This window comes from Actinoplanes sp. NPDC023936 (genome assembly GCF_040639325.1).
Taxonomy (GTDB): domain Bacteria; phylum Actinomycetota; class Actinomycetes; order Mycobacteriales; family Micromonosporaceae; genus Actinoplanes.
In genome coordinates this window covers 76,534-101,897 of sequence record NZ_JBEZZR010000003.1, presented here as the reverse complement: position 1 = coordinate 101,897, position 25,364 = coordinate 76,534, and the positions used below count along the sequence as shown (strand labels likewise).

Sequence of the window (25,364 nt, the reverse complement as noted above, 5' to 3'; positions counted from 1 at the left end):
TCACCCCGTGTGACGACAGCACCCCGACTCGCGTGGCTCGACGCGCTCCGCGGCTACGCGGCCGTCGTGGTCGCCCTCTTCCACCTCAGCCCGGTCGTCCTCGGCACGGCCCTGCACCTGCAGATCTACCGGGCCTTCGACGCCGGTAAGTACGCGGTTCTGCTGTTCTTCCTGGTCAGCGGATACGTCATCCCGATGTCGCTGGAGCGGCACGGCTCGCTGCGCCGGTTCTGGACCGGCCGGCTGTGCCGGATCTACCCGGCGTACCTGGTCACCGTCGTCCTCGCCGCCGGCCTGGCGGCCGCCGGCCTCCATCGCCTGCCGGACCAGCTGCGGACCGAGACGCCCGCCGCCGTGCTGGCGCACGCCACGATGCTTTCCGACCTTCTGGGGGTACGGGGCCTCGTCCGGCCGTTCTGGACGCTGAGCTTCGAGATGCTCTTCTACCTGCTGGTGGCCGGACTGTTCGGGTGGCGGCTGCACCGGTTCAGCGCGTGCTGGGCGGCCGGGCTCACGGCTGTCGCGGCGGCCGGCGGGACGAGGCTGCCGGACGACCTGCTCGGCGGTACCGGCTTCGCCCGGGCGGCGAGCGCGGGTGGAGCCCTCCTGGTGGTCACGGGAGTGCTCTGGGCGTACCGGAAGGGTCCGGCAATGGCCCGCGTCGCGGGCGTCGCGGCACTCGGCCTGGTCGCGCTCCCGCTCGCGAACGGCCATGCCACCAGGTGGGTGACCAGCGCGTCCTCGGCGCAGGCGCTGACCATGCTGGCGGTGATGTTCGCGGGGACCGTGATCTACCGCGCGCAACAGCGGCAAACCGGGCTAATCGCCACGATCGGCGGACTTGCCGCGGTGCTCGCCGGAGTGACAGCGCAGTTCGGCGCGCCGTGCGCCCTCGCGGTGGCCGGCACGTTCGGGATCGCTTTCGCCCTCCGCCGGCGCGCCGTGCCCGGCATCCTGACCTGGCTCGGGACCATCAGCTACTCGCTCTACCTGCTGCACCTGCTGGTTCTCGGCGTCCTCGTCCGGCTCACCGACAACCGGCCGCTGATCGTTTTCGGTTTCGTGGCCGGGAGCCTGCTCGCCGCGCACGCCTGTCATCGCCTGATCGAGCGGCCCGGGCAGCGGCTCGCGGTGAGCTTTCTCGCCACGCAAGGTGAAACGCCGCGCACGGGCAGCTTCGTTAGGCGCCGCGAGAGCGTCTAGGCTCAATGAATGAGCACGCTTGGCTTCGTGGCGGACAGGGTGGTCGCATGAGCGTTCGACGGATTATGGGTACCGAGGTCGAATACGGCATTTCGGTGCCCGGACAGCCCGGAGCCAACCCGATGGTGACCTCCTCGCAGGTGGTCAACGCCTACGGCGCCCGCCCCGAGCTCAACCGCGGTGGCCGGGCCCGCTGGGACTACGAGGAGGAGTCGCCGCTGCGCGACGCCCGCGGCTTCACCTACTCCGGCGCCGCCTACGACCCGGCCGAAGCCCTCGCCGACGAGGATCTCGGCCTGGCCAACGTGATACTGACCAACGGCGCCCGGCTCTACGTCGACCACGCGCACCCGGAGTACAGCACGCCCGAGTGCACCAACCCGCTCGACGTGGTCAAGTGGGACAAGGCCGGCGAGCGGGTGATGGCCGAGGCATCCCGCCGCGCCGCCACCATCCCCGGCACCCACCGGATCCAGCTCTACAAGAACAACACCGACAACAAGGGCGCCTCGTACGGGTCCCACGAGAACTACCTGATGCGCCGGCAGACCCCGTTCGCCGACATCGTCGCCCACCTCACGCCGTTCTTCGTGACCCGGCAGATCTTCACCGGCGTCGGCCGCGTCGGCATCGGGCAGGACGGCACCGGCTCCGGCTTCCAGATCTCCTCGCGCGCCGACTTCTTCGAGGTCGAGGTCGGTCTGGAGACGACACTCAAGCGGCCGATCATCAACACCCGGGACGAGCCGCACGCGGACGCCGACAAGTACCGCCGGCTGCACGTCATCATCGGCGACGCCAACCTCTCCGAGATCGCGTCGTACCTGAAGATGGGCACCACCTCGCTGGTCCTCAACATGATCGAGGAAAAGGTGTTCACCGGCGAGCTCGGCATCGCCGACCCGGTCAGCGAGCTGAAGGCGGTCAGCCACGACCCGTCGCTGAAACACCTGATGCGGCTGCGTGACGGCCGCCGGCTCACCGCGCTCGACCTCCAGTGGGCGTACTACGAGCGGGCCCGCACGTTCGTCGACGAGCGGTACGGCACCGACGCCGACGAGCAGACGGTCGACATCATGAACCGCTGGGAGGACGTGCTGACGAAGCTCGGCGACGACCCCATGCAGCTCTCCGACTCGCTCGACTGGGTGGCGAAGCTGCGCCTGCTGGAGGGTTACCGGGAGCGCGAGGAGCTCGGCTGGAACTCGCCGAAACTCCAGCTCGTCGACCTGCAGTACGCCGACGTGCGCCCGGAGAAGGGCCTCTACCACCGCCTCGTCGCGCGTGGGTCGATGAAGACCCTGCTCGACCCGGACGAGACCCAGCGCGCCATGTACGAGCCGCCGGACGACACCCGGGCCTACTTCCGCGGCCGCTGCCTCGCGCAGTACGCCTCCGAAGTGGTCGCCGCCAGCTGGGACTCGGTGATCTTCGATGTCGGGCGGGAGTCTCTCGTGCGGGTGCCGATGATGGAACCCGAGCGTGGCACCAGGAAGCATGTCGGCGCGCTGTTCGACACGTGCGAGAGCGCCAAGGACCTGCTCGAGGTGATCACCAGCCGGTGATGCGTTTTGTCACAGGCGCGAGGTAGGTTTTTTCCAACCCGATGTTGCAGGACTTCGGGTGGCTGAGAAGGGGGACATCCATGGCAACCCGAGACACAGGTGGTCAGTCGCAGTCCGAGCGCGGGCGCAGCGGCGAAGAGGTCGAGGACGTCACCGTCGAGGCCAATCCCGAGGTCGCCGAGCGGCACGCGGAAATCACCGAGGACGTCGACGATCTGCTCGACGAAATCGACAGCGTTCTCGAGGAGAACGCCGAGGAATTTGTCCGTGGATACGTCCAAAAAGGCGGCCAGTGAGTTAATTGTCCGTTTAGCCGGGCGTCAGCGATGGTTCGTGGCCGTCGCGGCGTCCGGCGCGCCATTCCTGTGGCGCGGGCTACTCGCAACACGTCGATGATGTTCATCGCTCCTGGTCGGCGAGCGCGATAGTGTGCTTCAACTGCAACGGCGGTCATTCTCGCGCCGGTGCGATCACGTATCTGAAAGGAACCACGTGGCGACGGGCTTTGATCCATCCGGGCGTCTACCGGATTTCTTCACCAACACGGGGACGTCCTCCTTCACGCAGTTCCTGAGTCAGGCCGCTCCGGAGATGTTGCCGGGGCGGCGGCCGCTTCCGCCCGGGCTCTCCGGCGACGTCGCGCCGCACGGCACCACGATCGTCGCGATCGCGACGGCCGACGGTGTGGTGATGGCGGGTGACCGGCGCGCGACCATGGGGAACCTGATCGCGAGCCGCGACATCAGGAAGGTCCACCCGGCGGACTCGTACTCGCTGATCGGCATCGCGGGTACGGCCGGCATCGGCATCGAGCTGATCCGGCTGTTCCAGGTGGAACTGGAGCACTACGAGAAGATCGAGGGAGCGATGCTCTCCCTCGACGGTAAGGCGAACCGCCTGGCCGCGATGGTGCGGGGCAACCTGGGCGCGGCGATGCAGGGCCTCGCGGTCGTGCCGCTGTTCGCCGGGTTCGACCTGTCGCCGTCCGACAGGGCGCGAGCCGGGCGGATCTTCAGCTTCGACGTGGCCGGCGGTCTCTACGAGGAGACCGGCTACGAGGCGATCGGCTCGGGTTCGCTCTTCGCGAAGTCGGCGCTGAAGAAGCGGTACCGGGCGGGCGTGAGCACCGCGGACGCGATCACGCTCGCGGTCGAGGCGCTCTACGACGCGGCCGACGACGACACCGCGACCGGCGGGCCGGACGTGACCCGCAAGATCTACCCGGTGGTCATGACGGCCACCGCGAACGGCACGCAGCGGCTGAGTGACGAAGAGATCACCACGGTGGCCGAGCGGGTCGTCCAGGGACGCATGGAGAACCCGGGCGGCTGATTCCGCTCTTCGCACAGATAGGAGAAGCCACCCGTGGCCATGCAGTTCTACGCATCGCCCGAGCAGGTCCAGCGGGACCGCTCGGAGTACGCCCGTAAGGGCATCGCCCGCGGCCGGTCAGCCGTGGTGCTCACCTACGAGGGCGGCATTCTGCTGGTCGCCGAGAACATCACCACCCTGCGCAAGATCAGCGAGATCTACGACAAGATCGCGTTCGCGGCCGTGGGGCGGTACAACGAGTTCGAGAGCCTGCGCCGGGCCGGCGTGCGGATGGCCGACATGCTCGGTCTCAGCTACGACCGTCGGGACGTGACCGGGCGGGCGCTCGCGAACGCGTACACCCAGACGCTCGGCGCGATCTTCTCGGAGACGCAGAAGCCGTACGAGGTGGAGCTCTGCGTCGCCCAGGTCGGCGCGTCCCCGGAGCAGGACGAGCTCTACCGGGTCACCTACGACGGCTCGGTCATGGACGAGCCCGGCTTCATGGCGATGGGCGGCCAGGCCGAAGCCATCTCCAACGTGCTGCGCGAGCGGCACGACACGGCGGCCGACCTGCAGACCGCCCTCGCGCTCGCCGCGGAGGCGCTGGGCAGCGTCGGCGGGGAGAACGGCCAGGCGCGCACCCTGACGGCCAAGCAGCTCGAGGTGGCGGTCCTGGACCGGCGCCGGCAGGGCCGGGCGTTCCGGCGGCTCACCGGCGCGGCGCTGACCACGCTGATCGGGCACGAGTCGGTGCCCGAGGCGGAGCTCGGTGACGTGGACGCGGCGCCGCCCGCGCCCGGCGAGGCCAAGCCGACGATCTCGGCGGCGTCGGCGGACACTGAGGAGACTCCTCCCGAGAAGTCCTGAGGTTCGGCGTCTCGAGGGCACGGTCCATCCGGGTGGGTGGGGCGTGCCCTCAGACGTACCCGGAAATGGGCCGTTGCGGGGTGTGTGCGGGAAAGAGCGAGTTGTGACTGCCGCTGAACCGTTTCTTGCGGCTAGTGTTCTGTCATGGAACGGCGAATTTTCGGCCTCGAGACCGAGTACGGAGTCACGTGCACCTATCGGGGGCAGCGGCGGCTGTCTCCGGACGAGGTGGCCCGCTACCTGTTCCGCCGAGTGGTCTCCTGGGGACGCAGCAGCAACGTGTTCCTTCGCAACGGCGCACGCCTTTACCTCGATGTCGGTTCCCACCCTGAGTACGCGACCCCCGAATGCGACTCCGTCACCGACCTGGTCGCCCACGACCGGGCCGGCGAGCGGATCCTGGAAGGCCTGCTCGTCGACGCGGAGAAGCGTCTGCACGACGAGGGCATCGCGGGGGAGATCTACCTCTTCAAGAACAACACCGACTCGGCCGGCAACTCCTACGGCTGCCACGAGAACTATCTCGTCAGCCGGCACGGCGAGTTCGGCCGTCTCGCCGACGTCCTGATCCCGTTCCTCGTCACCCGCCAGCTGATCTGCGGCGCGGGCAAGGTGCTGCAGACGCCGCGCGGCGCGGTGTTCTGCCTGTCGCAGCGCGCCGAGCACATCTGGGAGGGCGTCTCCAGCGCGACGACACGCAGCCGCCCGATCATCAACACCCGTGACGAGCCGCACGCGGACGCCGAGCGGTACCGCCGCCTGCACGTGATCGTCGGCGACTCGAACATGAACGAGGTCACCACGCTGCTGAAGGTCGGCAGCGCGGACATCGTCCTCCGCATGATCGAGGCCGGCGTGGTGATGCGCGACCTGACCCTGGAGAACCCGATCCGGGCGATCCGCGAGGTCAGCCACGACGTCACCGGCCGCCGCAAGATCCGGCTGGCGAACAACAAGGAGGTCTCCGCCCTGGAGATCCAGCAGGAGTACCTGGCGAAGGCCACCGAGTTCGTCGAGCGCCGCGGCGGCGACCCGGTCGCCAAGCGGGTCGTCGAGCTGTGGGGCCGGGTCCTCAACGCGATCGAGAGCGGTGACCTCGACCCGGTCGCCCGCGAGATCGACTGGGTCTCGAAGTACAAGCTGATCGATCGCTACCAGGCGAAACACGAGATCCCGATGTCGCATCCGCGGATCGCGCAGCTCGACCTGGCGTACCACGACGTGCGCCGCGGCCGGGGCCTCTACGCGCTGATGGAGAAGCGCAAGCAGGTCGACCGGATCGCCAACGACCTGCAGATCTACGAGGCCAAGGAGACGCCGCCGCAGACCACGCGGGCCCGGTTGCGCGGCGAGTTCATCAAGCACGCGCAGGAGAAGCGCCGCGACTTCACCGTCGACTGGGTGCACCTGAAACTCAACGACCAGGCGCAGCGGACCGTGCTCTGCAAGGACCCGTTCCGCGCCTACGACGAGCGGGTGGAGCGCCTGATCGCCAGCATGTAGCCCACGGGTAGGCTGGTCGGGTTATGACGACGCCCGACCAGCCCTCTCCCGAGCCGCCCGAGCGCACCGAGCACGAGGTGCGCTGGAACCGGATCGAGCGCCGCCGTGAGCGGATCTACCGCCAGATCCAGAAGGATCGCGCGGGCAATCACAAGATCCCGACGTGGCTCTACGCCACGATCCTGGGGCTGCTGCTGGCCGGCTGGCTGTACCTGATCATCACCTCCTGAGGGGTTGTCGCCGGGGCCTCGATCGTGTGGGGTCGGGGTATGGCAGACATCGTTGACCCGGCCGTCTCCGACTACGTGCTGGCGCACTCGACACCCGCGGACGACCTGTTGCGGGAGCTGGCCGCGGAGACATACACGAAATATCCGCCCGAAGACGCCGGTATGCAGATTTCCGCCGACGAGGGCGCTCTGCTGACGATGCTGACCCGGCTGACCGGGGTCTCCTCGGCGCTCGAGATCGGCACGTTCACCGGGTACTCGTCGATCTGCATCGCCCGCGGGCTGCGGCCGGGCGGGCGGCTGATCGCCTGTGACGTCTCCGAGGAGTGGACGTCGATCGCCCGCGCCTACTGGGCGAAGGCCGGCCTCGCCGACCGCATCGAGCTGCGGCTCGGGCCGGCGATCGAGACGGTCCGCGCGCTGCCGGCCGATCCGGTGATCGACTTCGTGTTCCTGGACGCGGACAAGACCGGGTACCCGGCGTACTACGACGAGATCGTGCCGCGCCTGCGCCCCGGCGGGTTGCTGGTGATCGACAACGTGCTCCGGGGTGGGCAGGTCCTCGATCCGCGTGACGCGTCGGCGGTGGCGGTGGCCGGCCTCAACGACCGTATCGTGAGCGATGAGCGGGTGGAGTCGGTGATGTTGCCGGTCCGCGACGGCGTGACGCTGGTGCGCCGGCGCGGCTGAACGCTCGCGGCGGGTGGTCAGGGCAGGAGGGCTGCGGCGTGGCGGCCGGCTGCGGCGGCGGCCAGGAAGTAGCTGTGGTCCTGGTCCAGCTTGCGGCCCATCGTGGAGAGGGCGACCGGCGACGCCCGCAGCGCCTCGTCCAGGCCCTCGGTGGCGACGCTGACCAGGTGGTGCCGGGCGCCGAGCGGGGCCAGCGCGGCGTCCACGTCGGCGGCCAGGTGGGGGGCCAGGCCGCGGGGCACGGCCAGGTCGGCGCGGGCCAGAGCGACTTTCCCGTACGCGGTGAGGCTGTGATGGGAGACGCCGCGATGCCGGTCGCGGCCGTCGGCGTCGGAGATGCGCAGCGACCCGATCGGGCGCCCGCCCAGCACGGCGATCGCGTTGATCGCCTCGCCCAGCGCCACCCCGGAGAAACCCCAGGTGGTGCCGGTGCCGAGGTTGCCGGGGCCCTGGGCGACGATCGCGACGTCGGCGCCGAGCACGTGCCGGGCCGCGAGCAGGCCGGTGTGCACGGTGCTCGCCTCCAGGTCGCCGCCGAACGACTGGCCGGTGGTGACGGTCCCGGCCAGGTGGCCGCCCAGGCCGTCGAGGGTGCGGGAGAACCAGGCCGGCAGGGCGCCGCCGTCGGTCATCACGTAGGCGACAGCGGCGTCCGGGCGGTCGGCGTGGATGCCGGCCAGGATCGCGGGCAGCGCCGAGTGCAGGTCCGCGGTGACCACCGGCATGCCGTCGAGCGAGGTGGCGGCGGCCATCACCTCGCGGTGCGGCGAGGCCTCCTCGTCGACGCCGAGCAGGATCGCCTGCAGCGGCGTGTACCGCGCCTTCACCAGGTGGCCGCTGTCGCGGGTGGCGCCGTCGGCGGGCGGGTCGGCGGGCAGCCGGTCGGGCAGCGCGACGACCAGGGCGTAGCCGCCGGTGCCGAGGCCCATCACGAGCGCGCCGACGTTGAGCAGCACCCGGTCGCCGGGTTCCGGCGCGCCGACCAGGTGCGGGTAGGCGAGGGCGCGCAGCGGGCCGTCCGGCGTCTCGACGTCCAGCTCGCACGCGCCCCGCCAGTCGCGCCGCACCGACAGAACCGTCCCGGACCGCCACCGCACCATGCCGGGGACCCTACAAGGGTCAGGCGTCGAGGCCGCCGTCGAGGTGGTTGCGGCCGGGCTCTCCCCGGGTCGGGTCGAGGAACACGTACCGGATCTCGGGGAACCTGGCGCGCAAGCGCCGCTCGGCCTCGTCCGAGACCTTCTCGATCTCGCCGCCCGGAGCGTCGTCGGCGAAGTCGACCTTGGCGGCGACCAGGATGCCGTCGGGTCCCAGCTGCATGGTGAAGAGGGTGGGCACGGCGGTGACGACCGGCAGCGCGGCGATCTCGGCGGCGATCGCGCTGTGCACCCGGCGCGGGACGGCCCGGCCGACCAGCAGGGACACGTTGCTGCCGGCGAGGACGGAGGCGACCACCAGCAGGAGCAGGCCGATCACGATCGACGAGACGCCGTCCCAGAGGCTGTTGCCGGTCAGCTCGGTCAGCCCCAGCCCGGCGGCCGCCAGGACCAGGCCGATCAGCGCGGCGGAGTCCTCGAAGTAGACCGCCTTGACAGTGGTGTCCGGGGTGAGGCGCAGGAACCGCCGGGTCGTCACCTTCCAGCGGCTCGACTCGGTGCGGATCTGCCGGCGGGCCTTCAGGAACGACACGCCCTCGGCGGCGAACGAGACGGCCAGGACGATGTACGACGCGAGGAACGGGCCGGACTCCTCGCCCTCGACGATCGTCTCGATGCCGTGGTAGATCGAGAACCCGGCGCCGGCGACGAACGTGAAGAGCGCCGCGATGAACGCCCAGACCCAGCTCTCCTTGCCGTACCCGAACGGGTGTTCCTCGTCGGCGGGCTTGGCGCCGCGCCGCAGCGCCACGAAGAGGAACACCTCGGTCACGGTGTCGGCGAACGAGTGGGCGGCCTCGGAGAGCATCGCGGCGGAGCCGGAGGTGACGCCGGCCACCAGTTTCGCGGCGGCGATCGCCAGGTTGGCGGCTCCCGCCACCACGACGGTGCCGACGCTCTCGGATTCCTGGGCTTCTGTCACGGACGCCATCTTCCCCAGCCCCCGCGCGGATAACCGTCCGTGTGACGAGGCTGCTAGCGTTGCGTCTCGTGTCGCGCACTCGCACCGAGCGCCTGGTAAATCTGGTGATCTGTCTCCTCTCGACGCGCCGGTTCCTGACCGCCGCGCAGATCGCCGCGACCGTGCCCGGTTACGAGCACGACCCGTCGGATCCGCGTGACCACGAGGCGTTCCAGCGCAAGTTCGAGCGGGACAAGGCCGAGCTGCGCGAGCTCGGCGTCCCGCTGGAGACCGGCACGGCCAGCATCTTCGACCAGGAGCCCGGTTACCGCGTCGCCCAGCGGGAGTACGCGCTGCCCGACATCCATCTGGAACCCGACGAGGCCGCCGCGGTGGGCATCGCGGCGCGGCTCTGGCAGCACGCCGGGCTCGCCGCCGCGGCGAGCAGCGGCCTGGCGAAGCTCCGGGCCGCCGGTGTCGAGGTGGACCCGCAGGCCACCCTCGGGGTGGAGCCGGTGGTGACGGTCGACCCGGCGTTCGGGCCGCTGACCGTGGCGGCCCGGCAGCGGCGCGCGGTGAGCTTCAGGTACCGGGTGCCGGAGGTCGACGAGCCGAGCACCCGCCGCCTCGAGCCGTGGGGCGTGGTCTGCTGGCGCGGCCGGTGGTACGTGGTCGGCCACGACCGGGACCGGGGCGCCACCCGCTGCTTCCGGCTGTCCCGGATCGTCGGCGAGGTGAAGGGCACCGGCAAGCCGGACGCGTTCACGCCGCCCGGTGACGCCGACCTGATCAGCTACGTGGCGCGCTCGTCCGGCCCGGTCGCGCGCAACGGGCGGGCCGTCGTGACGGTGCGGCCGGGACGCGCGGCGGGCCTGCGGCGGATGGCGACCGAGTCGGTCAGCCTGCCCGAGGGGGACCGGCTGACCATCGCGTACGGGGACGTGGAGTGGCTGGCCGCCCGGATCGCCGGGTACGGGCCGGACGTGAAGGCGGAGGGCCCGCCGGAGCTGCGCGGCGCCGTGATCCAGAACTTGAAGGAACTGGCCGCCCGGCACGAGCAGGTGGCGCCGTGACCGGGCCGCGGACCTCGGCGGACCGGCTCGGCCGGCTGCTCAACCTGGTGCCGTACCTGCTGGCCCGGCCGGGGATCCTGATCGCCGAGGCGGCAGCGGACCTGGGCGTCACGGCGAAGCAGCTGCGCGAGGACCTGGAACTGCTCTGGGTGTGCGGGCTGCCCGGGTACGGTCCCGGCGACCTGATCGACATGGCGTTCGACGGCGACCGGGTGACGATCAGCCACGACGCCGGCATCGACAAGCCGCTGCGGCTCAACCAGGACGAGGCGCTCGCGCTGGTGGTGGCGCTGCGGATGCTCGCCGAGACGCCCGGGATCGGCACCCGGGACGCGATCGAGCGAGCCCTCGCCAAGATCGAGAGTGCGGCCGGCGACCTGGCCGACGCGCCGGTCACGGTCCGGCTGCCGGCGAACCAGAAGAAGCTGGAGGCGGTGCGGGCCGCCGTCGACTCCGGGCACGCGCTGCGGCTCACCTACTACACGGCGGCGCGGGACGAGACCACCGAGCGGGTCGTCGACCCGATGCGGATGCTGATGGTGAGCGGGTTCGCGTACCTGGAGGCGTGGTGCCGCCGCGCCGAGGGCACCCGGATGTTCCGGGTGGACCGGATCGACGCGTTCACCGAGCTGCCCGAGCCGTCCGTGCCGCCGGTCGGGGCCGTGCCGCACGACGTCAGCGACGGCGTCTTCCGGCCCGGGCCGGAGCTTCCCCTGGTCACCCTGCGGGTCGGCCGGGGCAGCCGGTGGATCACCGAGTACTACCCGGTCGAGCAGGTGCAGCGGGACGGCGCGGAGTGGCTGGTCACCATGCGGGTCACCGACCTGGGCTGGGCGCAGCGGCTGCTCGCCGGGCTGGGCCGCGACGTCACGGTGCTCGGCCCGCCCGAACTGATCGACCGGATTCACGATCAGGCCACCGCCGCCCTCAATCAGTACGCCGCGCCGCATACGCTCGGCGCCGGTGAGCCGGCCGGCCGGTAGGGTGGCCGCGTGCTGATGTGGGTCTGGATCGCCGTCGGGGCGATCGCGTTGATCATCCTGGTTTCCGCCGCCGCGCGGCTTCTGGGCCGGTTGCCGGAACTTCGGCGGGCGGCCGTGAAGCTGCAGCGCCGTCAGGAGGAGGCGATGCGGCTGCAGGCAGCCGGCGAGGAACTGCAGCGGACCGTGCTCCTGGTGCAGGAGAAAGCCGAGCGGGCCCAGGACTCGGTCACCCAGATCAAGGCCAATCTCGGTCGCTGATCCCGGGGTGTTCCGCCCCCGTTGTCCCAGACTTAGCAAGATCTTGAGAATCCCAGGGCATCCGGAAAGCGATATCCCAGGAATCCACACGTACGATGGACCCCGCAACCTGATCCGACCGACTGGAGTCATTCCATGGGCGCCCTCAAGCCATGGCACATCATCGTTCTCGTCGTCGTGCTCGTGCTGCTGTTCGGCGCGAAGCGACTGCCGGACGCGGCGCGTTCCCTCGGGCGCTCGTTGCGGATCATCAAGGCCGAGACCAAGGGCCTCGTCGATGACGACAACAACGTCGCGGAGAAGGCGGAGCCGCAGCACAGCCGCAGCCCGCTGCAGGGCGAGGTCCAGCAGCCCTACCAGCAGCAGCCCTATCAGCAGCAGCCCGGCTACCAGCAGGCGCCGCCGCCGCAGGGCTACCAGCAGCCGCAGCCTGGCTACCAGCAGCAGCCGCCGGCTCAGCCCTTCGTCGACCCGGTGCAGCGCACCAACGACCGCTGATCCGATCCGATGGCACTGAGCCTGCGCCGGGGGCCCAAGAAGCCGAGCAAATTCGAGCAGGCCGCCGAGGGCTCGATGACCCTCATCGAGCATGTCCGGGAGCTGCGCAACCGGCTGTTCATCGCGTCGATCGGCGTGGTCGTCGGCCTGATCATCGGCTTCGTCATCTCGCAGTGGGTCTTCGGGATCCTGAAGGCGCCGTACTGTAATCTGCCGACCTCGGTCGACTCGACCGGCAGCTGCGAGTTCATCACGCTCGCGGTGACCGACCAGCTGATGCTGCGCCTCAAGATCGCGCTGTGGGTCGGCCTGATCATCGGCGCGCCGGTCTGGCTGTACCAGCTCTGGGCGTTCGTCGCCCCCGGCCTGCACCGGCACGAGCGCAAATGGGCGTACGTGTTCGTCGCCCTCGCCACGCCGCTCTTCCTCGCCGGCGCGACCCTGGCCTACTTCGTGATCGGCCACAGCTTGGCCTTCATCATGGAGGCCGGTGTGATCGGCGAGCCCACGAAGCTCGAGGTCACGTCGTACGTCGGCTTCGTGATGAACATGCTGCTGCTGTTCGGCGGGGCGTTCGAGTTCCCGCTGCTGCTGCTCATGCTGAACTTCACCGGCGTGGTCTCGGCCCGCCGGCTGCTCAGCTGGTGGCGCGCGGTGGTGTTCCTGTCGTTCGCGTTCGCCGCGATCGCCACCCCCGACCCGGGACCGTTCGGGATGACGCTGCTCGCGGCGTGCATCAGCCTGCTGTACTTCATCGCGGTCGGTGTGGCGTTCCTCAACGACAAGCGCAAGGGTCGCGGCAAGGAGCTCTACGAGGGTCTGGACGACGACGCGATCTCGGAGCTGCCGGAGGAGCGGGTGCCGGTCGGCGCCTCCGATCCGGTCGAGGCCCCGACGTTGATCGAGTCTCCCGCCCCGGTCGAGAAGCCGGCTCCCCTGGAGCGCCGTTTCGACGACATGACCTAGCTGTCTGGCTCCGCTTCGCTCCGCGGGCGATCGCCTGGCCCCTCACCGGCGGCGATCGCCGGGGTGGGGTATAGCCTCCTCCGCCATGACGGGCGATTTCATCGCGGTGCTGGCCAATCCCTCTGCGGGGCGTGGCCTGCACCGCGGTTTGCTTCCGGGGGTCGTCGACGCGCTCGGGATCTCCGGGCGGCCGGTGCGGATCGTGGACGCGCACAGCGGCGCGGAAGCGGAAGCGGCCTGCCACGCGGCGGTTGCCGAGGGGGCCGCCGCGGTGGTCGCCGTCGGCGGGGACGGGACCGTGCACCGGGCACTGCAAGCGGTGGCCGGCACGGAGGTCGGCTTCGGGGTGGTGCCGGCCGGGACGGGTAACGACTTCGCGAGCGCGGTGGGCGTACCCCCGCAAGGTCTGCGGGCCGCGGAGGCGATCGGGCTGGCGCTGCGTGATCAGCGCGCCCACCGCTTCGATCTGGCCCTGGCCCGGACCGCTCAGGGTGACCGGCGATGGTTCTGCGCGGTGCTCGCCGCCGGATTCGACGCCCTCGTCAACGAACGCGCCAACCGGATGCGGCGGCCGCGCGGGCCACGGCGTTACGACCTGGCGATCGTCCTGGAACTCGCCCGGCTGCGGGCCCGCGGGTACGTCCTGCGCCTGGACGGCGTGGAGCACCGGTTCACCGCGGAGATCGTCGCGGTCGGGAACTGCGCCAGTTACGGCGGCGGCATGCGGATCCTGCCGGACGCCGACCCGGCCGACGGGATGCTTGACGTGATCTTCGCGTCGCCGCTGGGGCGGATGCGCCTGACCCGGCTCAAACCGCGGCTGCGGCAGGGCACCCACGTCAGCGATCCGCGGGTCACCGTGCTGCGGGCCCGCGAGGTGCGGATCGAGGCCGAGGGGATCATCGGGTACGCGGACGGGGAGCGGCTCGGCCCGCTGCCGCTCGACGTTACGTGCGTTCCGGGTGCGATCCGGTTGCTGCGCTGAGCCGGGTGTCAGATTTCCCGGCGCGGGCCGAACTGTCTGGCATGACGAACACGATCGGCACCAAGAGCTCGATGTCCGCGATGTTCGGCTCCGCGATGTTCGGCAGTGCCAAGCAGATGTTCAAGGCGGTGGCCGAGGCGGCGACCGCTCCGGCGGAGTCCGCGCCGGCGGCGGTGGCCGAGACGGCCGCGAAGAAGGGGCGCCGGGGCACGCTGCTGGACAGTTACGCCTGACCCGGCGCTTGTTGCCCGGCGCTCGCCGCTCGGCGCTCGCTTGGGTGAGAGCACACCGAAGGCCGCGCTGGCTGGGTGAGAGCACATCTTAGGCCGCGCTGGCCGGATGAAAGCACACCGAAGGCCGCGCCGGCCGGGATGGCGGCACACCTAAGCGGTGCGTGTGCCCGCATCGCTGCTCTGGCGTGGATGAGGGTTCACGGTGAGGTTCCGTGTGCCCTCACCGACGCCGGCGTGCGGCGAGTGGGGTGCGGGCTTGCGGCGAGTGTGGTGGGGGTTGGCGGGTCAGGCGCAGCCGGTCAGGGACAGGGTGGCGCCCAGACCGTTGGAGCGGCCCGCCTCGGCGGCCGGGAGCACCAGCACCGCGCAACCGGCGTTGACAGCGCCCGCGTCGGCCGGGGTGTCGCCGACCATCAGGGTGCGTTCCGGGTCGACGCCGAGCATGCCGCAGGCCCGCAGGAAGATCGCCGGGTCCGGTTTGGTGCGGCCCACCTCGAGGCTCAGCACGAACGCGTCCACCAGCGTGTCCAGCCCCCAGGCCGCGAAGTGCGGGCGGATGTCGAAGCCGACGTTGCTCACCACAGCGATCTTGATGCCGGCGTCGCGCAGTTTGCGCAGGGTCGGCTCGGTGTCCGGGTAGGGGAGCCAGCCGTCCGGTGTGAGCAACCGGTCGTAGAGCGCGTCGGCGAGACCCTCCACGTCGGTGTGCACGGTCGCGGCCAGGCCGGTGTAGGCGGCGCGGTGACTGTGCGCGTAGAGATCCCGGTCGGCCCAGTGCTCGGCCAGCTGCGGCGGCACCCGGTGCGGCAGCGGCCCGCCGGCCCGGCCCGCGGTCAGCAGCCGATCGGCGAGGATCGTCGCCTTTCCCCGGTCCAGCTCCCGGCCACAGGCCGCGGCTGCCGCGATCACCCAGGTCAGCGGGTCCTCCACCTGGGCCAGCGTGCCGTGAAAGTCGAAGAGGACGGCCTCCACCGGCCGTGCGCTATGGGGAGGGTGGTTGGCATCCGGCACGTGGAGCACCATACCGATGCCCCCTGACGCTCCCGCCGCCACCACCGTGATGCGTTTTGTCATACGGCGCGACTAGCCTTGTGTTCATGACTAGTCCCGCCGAGAGGTACGCGGCTTCCCAGAGGCGGGCGGCGCGAGTCGCCGAGTTTCCCGCGCTCGAGGACTTCATGCTCGACGTCGGCTTCGACCTGGACGATTTCCAGCGCGAGGCCTGTGAGGTGCTGGAGCGGGGCAACGGCGTGCTGGTCTGCGCCCCGACCGGCGCGGGCAAGACCGTCGTCGGCGAGTTCGCGGTGCACCTGGCGCTGCGCTCGGGCGAGCGCAAGTGCTTCTACACCACGCCGATCAAGGCCCTCTCCAACCAGAAGTACAACGACCTCGTCGCACGCTACGGCGCGGACAAGGTCGGCCTGCTCACCGGCGACAACGCGATCAACGGCGACGCCCCGGTGGTGGTGATGACCACCGAGGTGCTGCGCAACATGCTCTACTCCGGCTCCGACCAGCTGCGCAACCTGGCCTATGTGGTGATGGACGAGGTGCACTACCTCGCCGACCGGTTCCGCGGCGCGGTCTGGGAAGAGGTGATCATCCACCTCCCGGCGTCGGTGACCCTGGTGTCGCTGTCGGCGACGGTCAGCAACTACGAGGAGTTCGCCGACTGGCTGGTCACGGTCCGCGGCAAGACCGAGGTGGTGGTCAGCGAGCACCGGCCGGTGCCGCTCTGGCAGCACATGCTCGTCGGCCGGCGGATGTTCGACCTGTTCCACGACGCGGACGCGGCGCGCAAACACGACGTCCACCCCGAGCTGCTGCGCTACACGCGGGAGATGGACCGGCGGCTCGACCTGACCGACCGGGCGAGTTCCGGCTGGTCCGGGCGGGGTGGGCGGTCCCGGCGCTGGCAGCCGCCGCCGCGCGCCGAGGTGGTGGAGCGGCTGGAGCGGGCCGGGCTGCTGCCCGCGATCCTGTTCATCTTCAGCCGGGCCGCCTGCGACGCCGCCGTGCAGCAGTGCCTGGCCGCCGGGCTGCGGCTCACCGGCCCCGACGAGCGCGCCCAGATCCGCGAGATCGCCCAGGCGAAAGTGGCGAGCATCCCGGCCGAGGACCTGTCGGTCCTGGGGTACTGGGAGTGGCTCGACGGCCTGGAGCGCGGCGTCGCGGCGCACCACGCCGGCATGCTGCCCGCCTTCAAGGAGGCGGTCGAGGAGTGCTTCGTGCGGGGCCTGGTCAAGGCGGTCTTCGCCACCGAGACCCTGGCGCTGGGCATCAACATGCCGGCCCGCTGCGTCGTGCTGGAGCGGCTCGTCAAGTTCAACGGCGAGGCGCACGTCGACCTGACCCCGGGGGAGTACACGCAGCTCACCGGCCGGGCCGGGCGGCGCGGCATCGACGTCGAGGGGCACGCGGTGGTGCTCTGGAGCCCGGATGTCGACCCCCGGCACGTCGCCGGTCTGGCCTCCACCCGCACCTATCCACTGCGCTCGTCGTTCCGGCCGTCCTACAACATGGCGGTCAACCTGGTCGGCACGGTCGGCGCGGACCGGTCCCGCGCGCTGCTGGAGTCCTCGTTCGCGCAGTTCCAGGCGGACCGGTCGGTGGTCGGCCTGGCCCGGCAGGTGCAGCGCAACGAGGAGACCATGCAGACCTACGCCGAGGACGCCGCCTGCCACCACGGCGACTTCGAGGAGTATTTCGCGATCCGGGTGGCGATCGCCGACCGGGAGAAATCGCTGTCCCGGCAGGGCGTGCAGCAGCGTCGCTCGGCCGCCGTCGCGGCTCTGGAGAAACTGCGGATCGGCGACGTGATCCGGGTGCCGAACGGCAAGCGGGCCGGGCTGGCCGTCGTGCTGGAGCCGGTGACCGGCGGGTTCGGCGAGCCGCGGCCGCTGGTGCTCACCCAGGACCGGTGGGCCGGGCGGGTCAGCCCCGCCGACTTCGGCGGCCCGGTGGATGTGCTGGCGCGGGTGCGCGTACCCAAGAATTTCAATCATCGGTCGCCGGCGGCGCGCCGCGACCTGGCCGCGCAGGTGAGCGCGACCGGGCTGGACCGGCATCCGGACCGGCGGCGGCGCAGCCGTCAGGCGCCCGGCGAGGACGCCGAGATCGCCCTGCTCAAGGTGCGGATGCGGGAGCACCCGTGCCACGCCTGCCCGGAGCGGGAGGACCACGCCCGCTGGGCCGAGCGCCGGCACCGGCTGCTCCGCGACACCGACGCGCTGCGGGACAAGGTGGCCGGGCGCACCGGTTCGCTGGCCCGGACGTTCGACCAGGTCTGCGCGGTGCTCACGGCCCGCGGCTATCTCTCCGCCGACGGTGAGGTGACCGACGCCGGGCGCACGCTGGGACGGATCTGGACGGAGGCCGACCTGCTGGTCGCCGAGTGCCTGCGGCAGGGCGTCTGGGACGGCCTGGCGCCGGAGGAGCTGGCCGCCGCGGTCAGCATGGTGCTCTACGAGTCGCGCCGGGAGGGTGAGGACCGGGCGTCGGTGCCGAAGGGCCAGGTCACCGCGGCGGTCGACGCCTGCGCCAAGCTGTGGGGCGAGATCGCCGCCGACGAGGCGGAGCACGGCCTGTCGCTGACCCGCGAGCCGGACCCCGGCTTCGTCTGGCCGATGTACCGGTGGGCACGCGGTGAGCCGCTCGGCCGGGTCCTCGCGAGCGGGACCCAGCACGACGCGGACATGCCGGCCGGTGACTTCGTGCGCTGGGCCCGGCAGGTGCTCGATCTCCTCGGCCAGCTCAAGGAGGCGGGCTCGGCGTCGCCCAGCGTGAAGGAGACCGCCCGCAAGGCGATCTCGGCGGTGAACCGCGGGGTGCTGGCGCTGCAGCGCGGGCTGTGAGTGTGATCGGCCGGCGAGGGGGTACTGCTCGGACTGCGACCGTGTGACGGTCGGATCGGTCGGGCAGCCGGGGGTGCCACGCGCTCCCGGCTGCCGCCGTCGCGTCGCGGATGGTGAATCTCCGTTGACGCTGTCTCGCGCGGAAACCAAGAATTGCGGCGGCGGTATTGACACAGCTGATTGCATTTTGCCGGGAGTAGTGCACATGAGCGCGGGCTCACCGCATCTGATCGAATGGTCCGGTGACTCCGTGGCGGATGCCGTGCTGGCGGTCATCGACACCGACACGGCAGTCATCGAGCTCTCGGTCTGGGGTCAGTGGAACCGGCGGCTCTCCACGCAGGCGCGCACGGTGCTCGACAAGTGCCTCGCCGAGCATCCCACCGGCGTGATCGTGGACCTGCACGAGCTGAGCGACCCGCACGCGGTCAGCGCCCCGCTGTGGCTGACCGCCTGCGCGCAGGGCGCCGCCATGCAGCCGCCGGTCGCCGTGGCGGTCTGCGCGAAGGCGAACGCCCCGCTGACCCGCCGGCTGCGGCGTCTCGGCGCCCGGGACTGGCTGGTCCTGTACGCGACCGTCGCGCAGGCCCGGGCCGCGCTGGCCGGCCGGCACCCGCTCGCCGACCGGATGCATCTGGCCCTGCCGCCCGACCCGGCGGCCGCGGTGCCGGCCCGCGGGCTGGTCAACGACGCGTGCCGGGCCTGGGAGGTGCCGCGCCTCGGCCAGCGGGCCCGCCTGGTCATCTCCGAGCTGGTGGTGAACGCGGCCGAGCACGCCGGCACCGACATCGAGGTGATCGTGTCGCTGCGCGGCTCGGGCCCGAGCGCGGCGCTGCACCTGGCCGTCTACGACGGTGACGCGATCCTGCCCCGGGTCCGCGACCCGGTTCCGGGGCGGCTCGGGCCGTCGCTCGTCGACCGGGGCCTGGGTCTGCGGATCGTGAACGCGGCGGCCTCGGCGTGGGGCGCGTTGCCAGCCCGCAGCGGCAAGCTGGTGTGGGCGATCGTACGAGCCCGACCGGAGGAGATGACGTGAATGGTTCAGGCGGGGGCGGCACCCGGATCGCGGGGGAGCGGGACGGCGACCGGCTTCTGATCACGTTGCAGGGCAGCCTGGACGCGATCTCGGCGTCGGCGTTGCAGACGCAGCTCTACGACCTCACCCAGGTGCACGACCTGCTCGGGCTGGGCGTGCCGGTCCGGCACATTCACATCGACCTGGCCGGGGTGGACTTCTGCGACGCGGCCGGGTTGCGGATGCTGGTGGCCGCCCGCCGGGTCGCGGAGTCCCGGCAGGCCAGCTGTCACCTGCACGATCCGCAGCCGCACCTGCGCTGGCTGCTCCGGGCCACCCGCGCCGACTGCCTGTTCCAGGTGCATTTCTGACGGTGCTCAGTCCCAGGTGTTGGCCTCACGCGCGAAGAGGTCGCCCTCGCTCTGGATCGGGACCACGCAGAGCAGGTGGCCGCCCGGCGCGCGCAGCGTCCGGTGGCCGCCGTTGTCGACCACCACCTCGGCGCCGAGCCCGACCAGCCGGGCCGTCTCGGCCGCGACGTCGTCGGTCTCGATGTCCACGTGGTAGCGCGGCGCGTCGTCGACCGCCTGCACGTCCACGGCCAGGCCGGGGAACGCGCCGAGCAGGGCGGTGAACTCCTCCTCGCCGGGCACCGGCTTGGCGGCCGAGCCGAGCGCCGCCGACCAGAACGTGGCAGCGGCGGCGGCCTCGGCGAGCGGGGTGTCGATGAAGATGCCGAAGAGGCGGCTGCGATGCATACCGCGATCCTATGTGTACAGACCGTCCAATTGCGACTGATAACGCTGCTCGACGACCCGGCGGCGCAGCTTGAGCGAGGGCGTGAGGTCGCCGCCCTCGACGTCCAGGTTCTCCGCCAGCACCGCGAACTTCTTGATCGTCTCCCAGGAGTTGAGGGTGGCGTTCAACTCGTCGACGCAGCGGGAGATCTCCTGCCGCAGCGCCTCGGAGCCGGCGATCTCGGCGTGCGAGGCGTCACCCAGGCCGTGCGCGCCGGCCCATTTGCGGGCCTCGTCCGGGTCGAGGTCGATCAGGGCGGTGACGAACTTGCGGTTCTCGCCGTGGATCAGGACCTGGCCGGCGAGCGGGCAGAGGCCCTTGAACCGGGCCTCGATCGCCTGCGGCGCCACGTACTTGCCGTTCGAGGTCTTGATCAGGTCCTTCTTGCGGTCGGTGACCCGCAGCGAGCCGCGCTCGGTGATCTCGCCGATGTCGCCGGTGTGCAGCCAGCCGTCGGTGAGGGCGGCCGCTGTCGCCTCCGGCAGGCCGTGGTAGCCCTGCATCAGGCCGGGACCCTTGAGCAGGATCTCGCCGTCCTCGCCGAGCCGCACCCGGGTGCCGGGCAGCGGCAGGCCGACAGTGCCGTACTCCGGATGCGCCGGCCGGTTGAAGATCGTGGTGGCGCAGGACTCGGTGAGGCCGTAACCCTCGGCGACCGGCAGGCCGATCGCGTCGAACCAGCGGGCGATCTCCGGGGAGAGCGCTGCCGCGCCGGAGATGAAGAACCGCATCCGGCCGCCGAACCGATCGCGGATCTTGGACAGCACCAGGCGGTCGGCGATCGGCAGCAGGACGCCGCGCCGCTGGGCGACGCCGATCGCCCAGTCGTAGAGGCGGGCCTTGACGCCACCCTCGCGCGCCATCGTGGCGGCGACGCCGGCGTACACCTTCTCGAAGATCCGGGGGACGGCCGGCATGATCGTCGGGCGTACCTCGGTGAGCCGTTGGACGATCTTGCTGACGTCGCCGTCGACAGCGAACTCGAAGCCCACCGACAGCTGGCAGGAGAGCAGCGCCTTGCCGAACGCGTGGGAGAGCGGCAGCCAGAGATAGCCCAGGTCGTCCGGGTGCACGATGCCCATCGCCTGGATCGCCAGGCCCTGGTAGATCCAGGCGTCGTGGCCGACCCGGACACCCTTGGGCAGGCCGGTCGTGCCGGAGGTGTAGATCAGGGTGGCGAGGTCGTCCGGCCCGATCCGCCGGGTCGCCTCCACCACCGCATCCGGATTCTTCGCCAGGAACGACCGTCCGAGGTCGCGCAGATCGGCCAGGGAGAGCGCCCGCTCGTCCGTCCCGTCGATCAGGATCGCGCGTTCGATCTCCGGAGCCGCCATGATCTTGGAAAGGTGCGACGCGTTCTCGACGAACGCGAACCGGCTGCCCGAGTCGGTGAGGATGTGCAGCACCTCCTCGGGCGACGAGCTCGGGTAGACGGTGGTGGTCGCGCCGCCCGCGCACATCACGCCGAAGTCCGCCTCGATCCACTCCACCCGGGTGGCCGAGCAGATCGCCACCCGGTCCTGCGGGCGCAGTCCGAGCGCGAGCAGGCCGGCGGCGATCTCGGTGACCGCTTGCGCGGTCATCGCCCAGGTGCGCGAGACCCAGCTGCCGTCGGCGCCCGGTGTGCGATAGGCGGGAGCATCGGGGGTACGGGCGGAGCGTTCCAGGAACATCGCGCCGAACGATCGCGGGCTGTCCTGCCGCAGCCGTGCGACGAGAGCTTCCTCGGCCGCCGGGGCGGCGCACTCCTGTGCCATCAGGACTCCTGACGATTCGGTGTGGGCGGGTTCGGGGTGGGTGGCGGTGCCTCGACCATCCGGCACAGCCACGGGGAGAGCTCGCCGGCCAGGGCCGACAGGTTCGGTTCGGGTTCGGCGTCCAGGGCGTCCGAGGCGGCCTGGCGCAACGCGTGGATGGCGCCCAGGTAGGCGCTGAACGGGACTGCTCCGGTCGTACCCGGGAATCGGTGTGAGCGGAGGTCGCGCACGAAGCCGGCCAGTTCGGTGAGCGCGGCGCGGCGGCGCTCGCGCGCCGCGCGGCCCAGGGCGTCCATCTCGACCTGGAAGGCGCGGGCCGCGACCAGGTCGCGCTGCAGGGTGGCGAGGTAGGAGGCGACGAAGCCGTGGACGCAGCCCGCCCAGTCGGAACCGGACGCCCCGCTGTCGGCGAGATGGTCCAGGAAGACCGCGATGAACCGGTCGTAGGCGGCGTAGACGCAGGCGTCCTTGTCGGCGAAGCAGGCGTAGAACGCGGCCCGGGACACGGCGGCGCGCGAGCAGATCTCGCGCACGCCGAAACCGCGGTAACCCTCGCCGGCCAGCAGCTCGGTCGCGGCGATCAGCATCCGCTCGCGCTGGGCCGCGGTCACCTCGTCGCGGCTGAGCACGTGCCGGCCCCGGGGCAGCGACGGCGGCGTGGTGAAGACGACCCCGCTGGTGATCCGGTCCGGCACTCGATGATTTCCTATCGGGGTACGCGATGTTACTTAAAGCTTCGCACGCCGTTGTCGCGTCACTCGACAAGCCCTCCGGCCGCGCCGGGCAGGATGGGAACCGTGACCGACCTCCTGGAAAACCCTGACGACCTGGAAATCGCACAAGCCGCGGCGCTCGCCGGGGCCGAGGAAGCACTCCGGCACTTCGCGGTGGTGGCCGACCTGCCCCGCGAGCTCAAATCCGACGGATCGGTGGTGACGGCCGCCGACCGGGCCGTCGAGATGTCGATCCGCGCCGTGCTCGGCGAGGCGCGTCCCGGCGACGCGGTGCTCGGCGAGGAGCACGGCGCGACGGGCGGGGAGGCCGGCCGCCGGTGGATCATCGATCCGATCGACGGCACGGCGCTGTTCGTCGAGGGCGACGACCGGTGGCTCGTGCTGGTGGCCCTGGAGGATCAGGGCGCGATCACGGCGGCGGTCGCGGTGGTGCCGGCGCAGGCGCGCCTGTGGTGGGCCGGGCTCGGGACCGGTGCGTACGAGGGGAGTGTCCGGGCTGGCCGGATCACGGACGCCACCCGGATCCACGTGGCGGCCGGGGAGTCGCCGGCGCTGGCGGAGAGCACGCTCGGGGTGGTGCCCGACTGGGGGCGCGCGCCGGCCGCCGCGCTCATCGCCCGCGCGCGGGAGCGGCCCTGGGCCCTGCACCCGCCGCTGCTGGTGGCGCGCGGCGATCTGGACCTGGGCGCGCAGACCAGCGGGCAGATCTGGGACTTCGCGGCCACCTCGCTGATCGTGACGGAGGCCGGCGGGTGTTACGCCCGGTTCGACGGCGGTGACCGGCCGGGGCCGGGCGCCTCGATCTACGCGCGCAGCCCGCAACTGCGCGATGAGGCGTTGAAGGTGGTAAACGGCTTATAAAAGCGCACAAAAGCTGTAACGTCCGATTGGTGAATCCACTACTGCGCCTCGCCGTCACGGCGGTCCTGCTGCTCCCGGTCGCCGGGTGCGGCGGGGACGAGGAGGAGACGGCTACCACCACCGCGACCACCGCCCCGGCCGTCAGGTCGTACGACAAGTCGGTGGCCGGCGTCGTCGAAGCGGCCGAGGCCTTCCTCGCCACCCTCGACGACGACCAGAAGGCCGAGGCGCAGCTGGAGCTCACCCAGGAGAACGCGGTCAGCTGGTCGAACCTGCCGTGCGGCTCCACCTGCCGACCCGGCATCGCCTTCGGCGACCTCGACGAGAGCCAGCTCGCCGCGGCGAAGAGCGTGCTGAAGACGGCGCTCGGCGCGCAGACCGGCAGCGGGTACGAGCGGGTGGAGCAGCTGCTGCTCGCCGACGACTACCTGAGCGACGTGCAGGGCAGCGGCACCGGTAGCAGCGCCGGCAGCAGCACCGGCAGCAGTGGCGGTCCCGGTGGCGGCACGATGTCCGGCGGGCCGCCGGCCGGGATGTCCGGTGGTCCCGGCGGGATGATGTCGGGCGGTCCCGGCGGGGGCAGCGGCGGGACCGGCGGCTACGGCAGCGGTCTCTACTACCTGGCGTTCCTCGGCACGCCCAACACGACCGGGACGTGGGAGCTGAACTTCGGCGGGCACCACCTCGCCATCCACATGTCGTATAAATCCGGAGAAGTTGTCGGGGCCTCGCCGTACTTCGTCGGCGTCGAACCGACCAGCTGGACCGACGACAGCAGCGCCACGCACACCCCGCTCGGCGACATGAAGAACGCGATGCTGGCCATGCTCGACGGCCTGAGCGACACCGAGCAGAGCACGGCGAAACTCGGCCAGAGCTTCTCCGACGTGCTGGTCGGCCCGCAGGAGGACGGCCAGTTCCCGGCGACCAAGCAGGGCCTCGCGGTCAGCTCGCTCACCGACGAGCAGAAGGACCTGGTCCTCGCCGCGATCAAACCGTGGGTGGCGGGCGCCGACGACGCGACGGCCACGTCACTGCTCGCCGCGTACGAGGAGGAGCTGGACGAGACGTACCTCGGCTGGTCCGGCACCACCGGACTGGACACGCACGCCGACTACGTCCGCATCGACGGCCCGAGCGTGTGGGTCGAGTTCGTCTGCCAGAACGGCGTGGTGATCCAGGACCAGATCCACTACCACACGGTGTACCGGGATCACACCCGCGACTACGGTGGCGAGTTCTCCTTCTCATGATCCCGGTGCGGTCATGATCGTGGTGTGGGCACTGGCGGCGGCGCTCCTGCTCGGGGCGCCGCCGCCCGCCCATGCCCACCCGATGCCGGACTCGACCGTCGTCCTCGACGCGCACGCGGACACTGTCGACGCCGAGATCCGGCTGCCCGCCGAGGAGATGACGCTCGCCGGCGGGCCGGACGTGCGGGCCTATCTCAGCGCCCACCTGCGGCCCGCCACGATCGGCGGCGTGCCGTGGCGGGTGTCGTTCGACGAGGTCGGCACCGAGCAGTCCGGGGCGTACCGGGAGGTGGTGGCCCACGCCGTGCTGACACCGCCGGCGTCGGCTCCGCTGCGCGAAGCCCGGACGTTCGTGCTCGGGTACGACGCCGTGGTGCACCAGGTAGCGACACACCGGGCGCTGATCTCGGTACGCGAGGAGGGTGGCCGGAGTCGGCAGGTGGCCGTCCTGGCGATGGACAACCGGACGATGACGGTTCCGCCGGTGACGATCGACCTCGGCCCGCCGGGCGCGCCGGGAGTCGTACCGGGTGCCTCGCCGGGTGTCTCGCTGGTTGCCGGCGCCGTGGTGCTGGCGCTGCCGGCGGCGGCCGTCGTCATGATCGGCCTCCGGCGGACGGGTCGTTCGCGCCGTTCCGGCTGAGGCGCATCAGGCCCTCCTTCGCG

The 25,364-nt window shown here is 71.3% G+C and carries 27 protein-coding genes; 21 read left to right on the top strand and 6 right to left on the bottom strand.

The window, feature by feature from the left end; genetic code table 11:
- Nucleotides 1–9 precede the first annotated feature (9 nt).
- The 8 genes from AB0F72_RS05000 (at nucleotide 10) to AB0F72_RS04965 (ending at nucleotide 7,372) form a co-directional block, all read left to right on the top strand.
- Complete coding sequence (locus AB0F72_RS05000; protein WP_360425313.1) at nucleotides 10–1,203, top strand: acyltransferase; 1,194 nt, start codon at nucleotides 10–12, stop codon at nucleotides 1,201–1,203.
- Between the two features lie 47 nt (nucleotides 1,204–1,250).
- Nucleotides 1,251–2,768, top strand: coding sequence for a depupylase/deamidase Dop (gene dop / locus AB0F72_RS04995; RefSeq protein WP_360425310.1), 1,518 nt, complete (start codon nucleotides 1,251–1,253; stop codon nucleotides 2,766–2,768).
- Between the two features lie 80 nt (nucleotides 2,769–2,848).
- A complete protein-coding gene (locus tag AB0F72_RS04990; protein WP_014445468.1) occupies nucleotides 2,849–3,064 on the top strand; it encodes a ubiquitin-like protein Pup in 216 nt (71 codons plus the stop codon).
- Nucleotides 3,065–3,260: 196 nt separating this feature from the next.
- Nucleotides 3,261–4,100, top strand: a complete 840-nt coding sequence (gene prcB / locus AB0F72_RS04985; RefSeq protein ID WP_360425306.1) for a proteasome subunit beta — start codon at nucleotides 3,261–3,263, stop codon at nucleotides 4,098–4,100.
- A 33-nt stretch (nucleotides 4,101–4,133) separates the two neighbouring features.
- Nucleotides 4,134–4,949 (top strand): proteasome subunit alpha, encoded by an 816-nt coding sequence (gene prcA / locus AB0F72_RS04980; RefSeq protein ID WP_360425304.1) that lies wholly within the window; start codon nucleotides 4,134–4,136, stop codon nucleotides 4,947–4,949.
- Between the two features lie 144 nt (nucleotides 4,950–5,093).
- Nucleotides 5,094–6,452, top strand: a complete 1,359-nt coding sequence (gene pafA, locus AB0F72_RS04975; RefSeq protein WP_360425301.1) for a Pup--protein ligase — start codon at nucleotides 5,094–5,096, stop codon at nucleotides 6,450–6,452.
- Between the two features lie 23 nt (nucleotides 6,453–6,475).
- Nucleotides 6,476–6,682 carry a hypothetical protein gene (locus tag AB0F72_RS04970; protein WP_360425298.1) on the top strand — a complete coding sequence of 69 codons (207 nt, stop codon included), beginning with the start codon at nucleotides 6,476–6,478 and terminating at the stop codon, nucleotides 6,680–6,682.
- A gap of 39 nt (nucleotides 6,683–6,721) precedes the next feature.
- On the top strand, nucleotides 6,722–7,372 hold the full coding sequence (locus AB0F72_RS04965; protein ID WP_360425295.1) for an O-methyltransferase: 651 nt from the start codon (nucleotides 6,722–6,724) through the stop codon (nucleotides 7,370–7,372).
- A 17-nt stretch (nucleotides 7,373–7,389) separates the two neighbouring features.
- Here AB0F72_RS04965 and AB0F72_RS04960 read toward each other — a convergent pair whose 3' ends face one another.
- Together AB0F72_RS04960 and AB0F72_RS04955 are read right to left on the bottom strand one after the other, a co-directional pair.
- Complete coding sequence (locus tag AB0F72_RS04960) at nucleotides 7,390–8,472, bottom strand: DUF3866 family protein (RefSeq protein WP_360425292.1); 1,083 nt, start codon at nucleotides 8,470–8,472, stop codon at nucleotides 7,390–7,392.
- A 19-nt stretch (nucleotides 8,473–8,491) separates the two neighbouring features.
- Nucleotides 8,492–9,460, bottom strand: coding sequence for a cation diffusion facilitator family transporter (locus AB0F72_RS04955; protein ID WP_360425289.1), 969 nt, complete (start codon nucleotides 9,458–9,460; stop codon nucleotides 8,492–8,494).
- Nucleotides 9,461–9,519: 59 nt separating this feature from the next.
- Here AB0F72_RS04955 and AB0F72_RS04950 point away from each other — a divergent pair, with 59 nt between their 5' ends.
- The 7 genes from AB0F72_RS04950 (at nucleotide 9,520) to AB0F72_RS04920 (ending at nucleotide 14,426) form a co-directional block, all read left to right on the top strand.
- Nucleotides 9,520–10,503, top strand: coding sequence for a WYL domain-containing protein (locus AB0F72_RS04950; protein ID WP_360425286.1), 984 nt, complete (start codon nucleotides 9,520–9,522; stop codon nucleotides 10,501–10,503).
- Nucleotides 10,500–11,486 (top strand): YafY family protein, encoded by a 987-nt coding sequence (locus AB0F72_RS04945; protein ID WP_360425283.1) that lies wholly within the window; start codon nucleotides 10,500–10,502, stop codon nucleotides 11,484–11,486. Before AB0F72_RS04950 ends, AB0F72_RS04945 begins: the two co-directional genes overlap by 4 nt.
- A 15-nt stretch (nucleotides 11,487–11,501) precedes the next feature.
- Entirely contained in the window at nucleotides 11,502–11,744 is a 243-nt protein-coding gene (locus tag AB0F72_RS04940) for a hypothetical protein (RefSeq protein ID WP_360426032.1), read from the top strand.
- Nucleotides 11,745–11,879: 135 nt separating this feature from the next.
- The gene (gene tatA, locus AB0F72_RS04935) at nucleotides 11,880–12,242 is read left to right on the top strand and encodes a Sec-independent protein translocase subunit TatA (protein ID WP_360425280.1); all 363 of its coding nucleotides are present in this window, start codon (nucleotides 11,880–11,882) and stop codon (nucleotides 12,240–12,242) included.
- Nucleotides 12,243–12,251: 9 nt separating this feature from the next.
- Nucleotides 12,252–13,208, top strand: coding sequence for a twin-arginine translocase subunit TatC (tatC, locus tag AB0F72_RS04930; protein ID WP_360425277.1), 957 nt, complete (start codon nucleotides 12,252–12,254; stop codon nucleotides 13,206–13,208).
- 85 nt (nucleotides 13,209–13,293) lie between these two features.
- Entirely contained in the window at nucleotides 13,294–14,193 is a 900-nt protein-coding gene (locus AB0F72_RS04925) for a diacylglycerol kinase family protein (protein WP_360425274.1), read from the top strand.
- A gap of 41 nt (nucleotides 14,194–14,234) precedes the next feature.
- A complete protein-coding gene (locus AB0F72_RS04920; RefSeq protein ID WP_360425271.1) occupies nucleotides 14,235–14,426 on the top strand; it encodes a hypothetical protein in 192 nt (63 codons plus the stop codon).
- A 285-nt stretch (nucleotides 14,427–14,711) separates the two neighbouring features.
- Here the strand turns inward: AB0F72_RS04920 and AB0F72_RS04915 are convergent, their stop codons facing one another.
- Nucleotides 14,712–15,449 carry an HAD-IA family hydrolase gene (locus AB0F72_RS04915; RefSeq protein ID WP_360426029.1) on the bottom strand — a complete coding sequence of 246 codons (738 nt, stop codon included), beginning with the start codon at nucleotides 15,447–15,449 and terminating at the stop codon, nucleotides 14,712–14,714.
- A gap of 74 nt (nucleotides 15,450–15,523) precedes the next feature.
- Here AB0F72_RS04915 and AB0F72_RS04910 point away from each other — a divergent pair, with 74 nt between their 5' ends.
- From AB0F72_RS04910 to AB0F72_RS04900, 3 genes are all read left to right on the top strand, one after another.
- Entirely contained in the window at nucleotides 15,524–18,280 is a 2,757-nt protein-coding gene (locus tag AB0F72_RS04910) for a DEAD/DEAH box helicase (RefSeq protein WP_360425268.1), read from the top strand.
- 205 nt (nucleotides 18,281–18,485) lie between these two features.
- Nucleotides 18,486–19,316 (top strand): ATP-binding protein, encoded by an 831-nt coding sequence (locus AB0F72_RS04905; RefSeq protein WP_360425265.1) that lies wholly within the window; start codon nucleotides 18,486–18,488, stop codon nucleotides 19,314–19,316.
- The gene (locus AB0F72_RS04900) at nucleotides 19,313–19,666 is read left to right on the top strand and encodes an STAS domain-containing protein (RefSeq protein ID WP_360425262.1); all 354 of its coding nucleotides are present in this window, start codon (nucleotides 19,313–19,315) and stop codon (nucleotides 19,664–19,666) included. Before AB0F72_RS04905 ends, AB0F72_RS04900 begins: the two co-directional genes overlap by 4 nt.
- Nucleotides 19,667–19,672: 6 nt before the next feature.
- Here the strand turns inward: AB0F72_RS04900 and AB0F72_RS04895 are convergent, their stop codons facing one another.
- Genes AB0F72_RS04895 through AB0F72_RS04885 form a run of 3 tightly spaced genes read right to left on the bottom strand, consistent with a single transcriptional unit; the run spans nucleotide 19,673 to nucleotide 22,545 of the window.
- Nucleotides 19,673–20,053: a VOC family protein gene (locus tag AB0F72_RS04895; RefSeq protein ID WP_360425259.1), complete on the bottom strand. Its 381-nt coding sequence runs from the start codon at nucleotides 20,051–20,053 to the stop codon at nucleotides 19,673–19,675.
- Between the two features lie 9 nt (nucleotides 20,054–20,062).
- On the bottom strand, nucleotides 20,063–21,850 hold the full coding sequence (locus AB0F72_RS04890) for a long-chain fatty acid--CoA ligase (RefSeq protein ID WP_360425257.1): 1,788 nt from the start codon (nucleotides 21,848–21,850) through the stop codon (nucleotides 20,063–20,065).
- The gene (locus tag AB0F72_RS04885; protein WP_360425254.1) at nucleotides 21,850–22,545 is read right to left on the bottom strand and encodes a TetR/AcrR family transcriptional regulator; all 696 of its coding nucleotides are present in this window, start codon (nucleotides 22,543–22,545) and stop codon (nucleotides 21,850–21,852) included. The genes AB0F72_RS04890 and AB0F72_RS04885 overlap by 1 nt, the downstream gene beginning before the upstream one ends.
- Before the next feature lie 102 nt (nucleotides 22,546–22,647).
- Between AB0F72_RS04885 and AB0F72_RS04880 the strand changes: the two genes are divergently transcribed.
- From AB0F72_RS04880 to AB0F72_RS04870, 3 genes are read left to right on the top strand one after another with little or no spacing between them, the layout of a single operon-like run.
- Complete coding sequence (locus AB0F72_RS04880) at nucleotides 22,648–23,445, top strand: inositol monophosphatase family protein (protein WP_360425251.1); 798 nt, start codon at nucleotides 22,648–22,650, stop codon at nucleotides 23,443–23,445.
- A gap of 29 nt (nucleotides 23,446–23,474) precedes the next feature.
- Nucleotides 23,475–24,698 (top strand): DUF3500 domain-containing protein, encoded by a 1,224-nt coding sequence (locus tag AB0F72_RS04875; RefSeq protein WP_360425248.1) that lies wholly within the window; start codon nucleotides 23,475–23,477, stop codon nucleotides 24,696–24,698.
- Nucleotides 24,699–24,711: 13 nt separating this feature from the next.
- Nucleotides 24,712–25,341, top strand: a complete 630-nt coding sequence (locus tag AB0F72_RS04870; protein ID WP_360425245.1) for a hypothetical protein — start codon at nucleotides 24,712–24,714, stop codon at nucleotides 25,339–25,341.
- Nucleotides 25,342–25,364: the final 23 nt, after the last annotated feature.

Coding starts and splice junctions, on each gene's coding strand:
- dop (WP_360425310.1), top strand. CDS start 1,251: ATGAGCGTTCGACGGATTATGGGTACCGAGGTCGAATACGGCATTTCG.
- AB0F72_RS04990 (WP_014445468.1), top strand. CDS start 2,849: ATGGCAACCCGAGACACAGGTGGTCAGTCGCAGTCCGAGCGCGGGCGC.
- pafA (WP_360425301.1), top strand. CDS start 5,094: ATGGAACGGCGAATTTTCGGCCTCGAGACCGAGTACGGAGTCACGTGC.
- AB0F72_RS04970 (WP_360425298.1), top strand. CDS start 6,476: ATGACGACGCCCGACCAGCCCTCTCCCGAGCCGCCCGAGCGCACCGAG.
- AB0F72_RS04965 (WP_360425295.1), top strand. CDS start 6,722: ATGGCAGACATCGTTGACCCGGCCGTCTCCGACTACGTGCTGGCGCAC.
- AB0F72_RS04960 (WP_360425292.1), bottom strand. CDS start 8,472: ATGGTGCGGTGGCGGTCCGGGACGGTTCTGTCGGTGCGGCGCGACTGG.
- AB0F72_RS04955 (WP_360425289.1), bottom strand. CDS start 9,460: ATGGCGTCCGTGACAGAAGCCCAGGAATCCGAGAGCGTCGGCACCGTC.
- AB0F72_RS04940 (WP_360426032.1), top strand. CDS start 11,502: ATGTGGGTCTGGATCGCCGTCGGGGCGATCGCGTTGATCATCCTGGTT.
- tatA (WP_360425280.1), top strand. CDS start 11,880: ATGGGCGCCCTCAAGCCATGGCACATCATCGTTCTCGTCGTCGTGCTC.
- tatC (WP_360425277.1), top strand. CDS start 12,252: ATGGCACTGAGCCTGCGCCGGGGGCCCAAGAAGCCGAGCAAATTCGAG.
- AB0F72_RS04925 (WP_360425274.1), top strand. CDS start 13,294: ATGACGGGCGATTTCATCGCGGTGCTGGCCAATCCCTCTGCGGGGCGT.
- AB0F72_RS04920 (WP_360425271.1), top strand. CDS start 14,235: ATGACGAACACGATCGGCACCAAGAGCTCGATGTCCGCGATGTTCGGC.
- AB0F72_RS04915 (WP_360426029.1), bottom strand. CDS start 15,449: ATGGTGCTCCACGTGCCGGATGCCAACCACCCTCCCCATAGCGCACGG.
- AB0F72_RS04910 (WP_360425268.1), top strand. CDS start 15,524: ATGACTAGTCCCGCCGAGAGGTACGCGGCTTCCCAGAGGCGGGCGGCG.
- AB0F72_RS04905 (WP_360425265.1), top strand. CDS start 18,486: ATGAGCGCGGGCTCACCGCATCTGATCGAATGGTCCGGTGACTCCGTG.
- AB0F72_RS04895 (WP_360425259.1), bottom strand. CDS start 20,053: ATGCATCGCAGCCGCCTCTTCGGCATCTTCATCGACACCCCGCTCGCC.
- AB0F72_RS04890 (WP_360425257.1), bottom strand. CDS start 21,850: ATGGCACAGGAGTGCGCCGCCCCGGCGGCCGAGGAAGCTCTCGTCGCA.
- AB0F72_RS04870 (WP_360425245.1), top strand. CDS start 24,712: ATGATCGTGGTGTGGGCACTGGCGGCGGCGCTCCTGCTCGGGGCGCCG.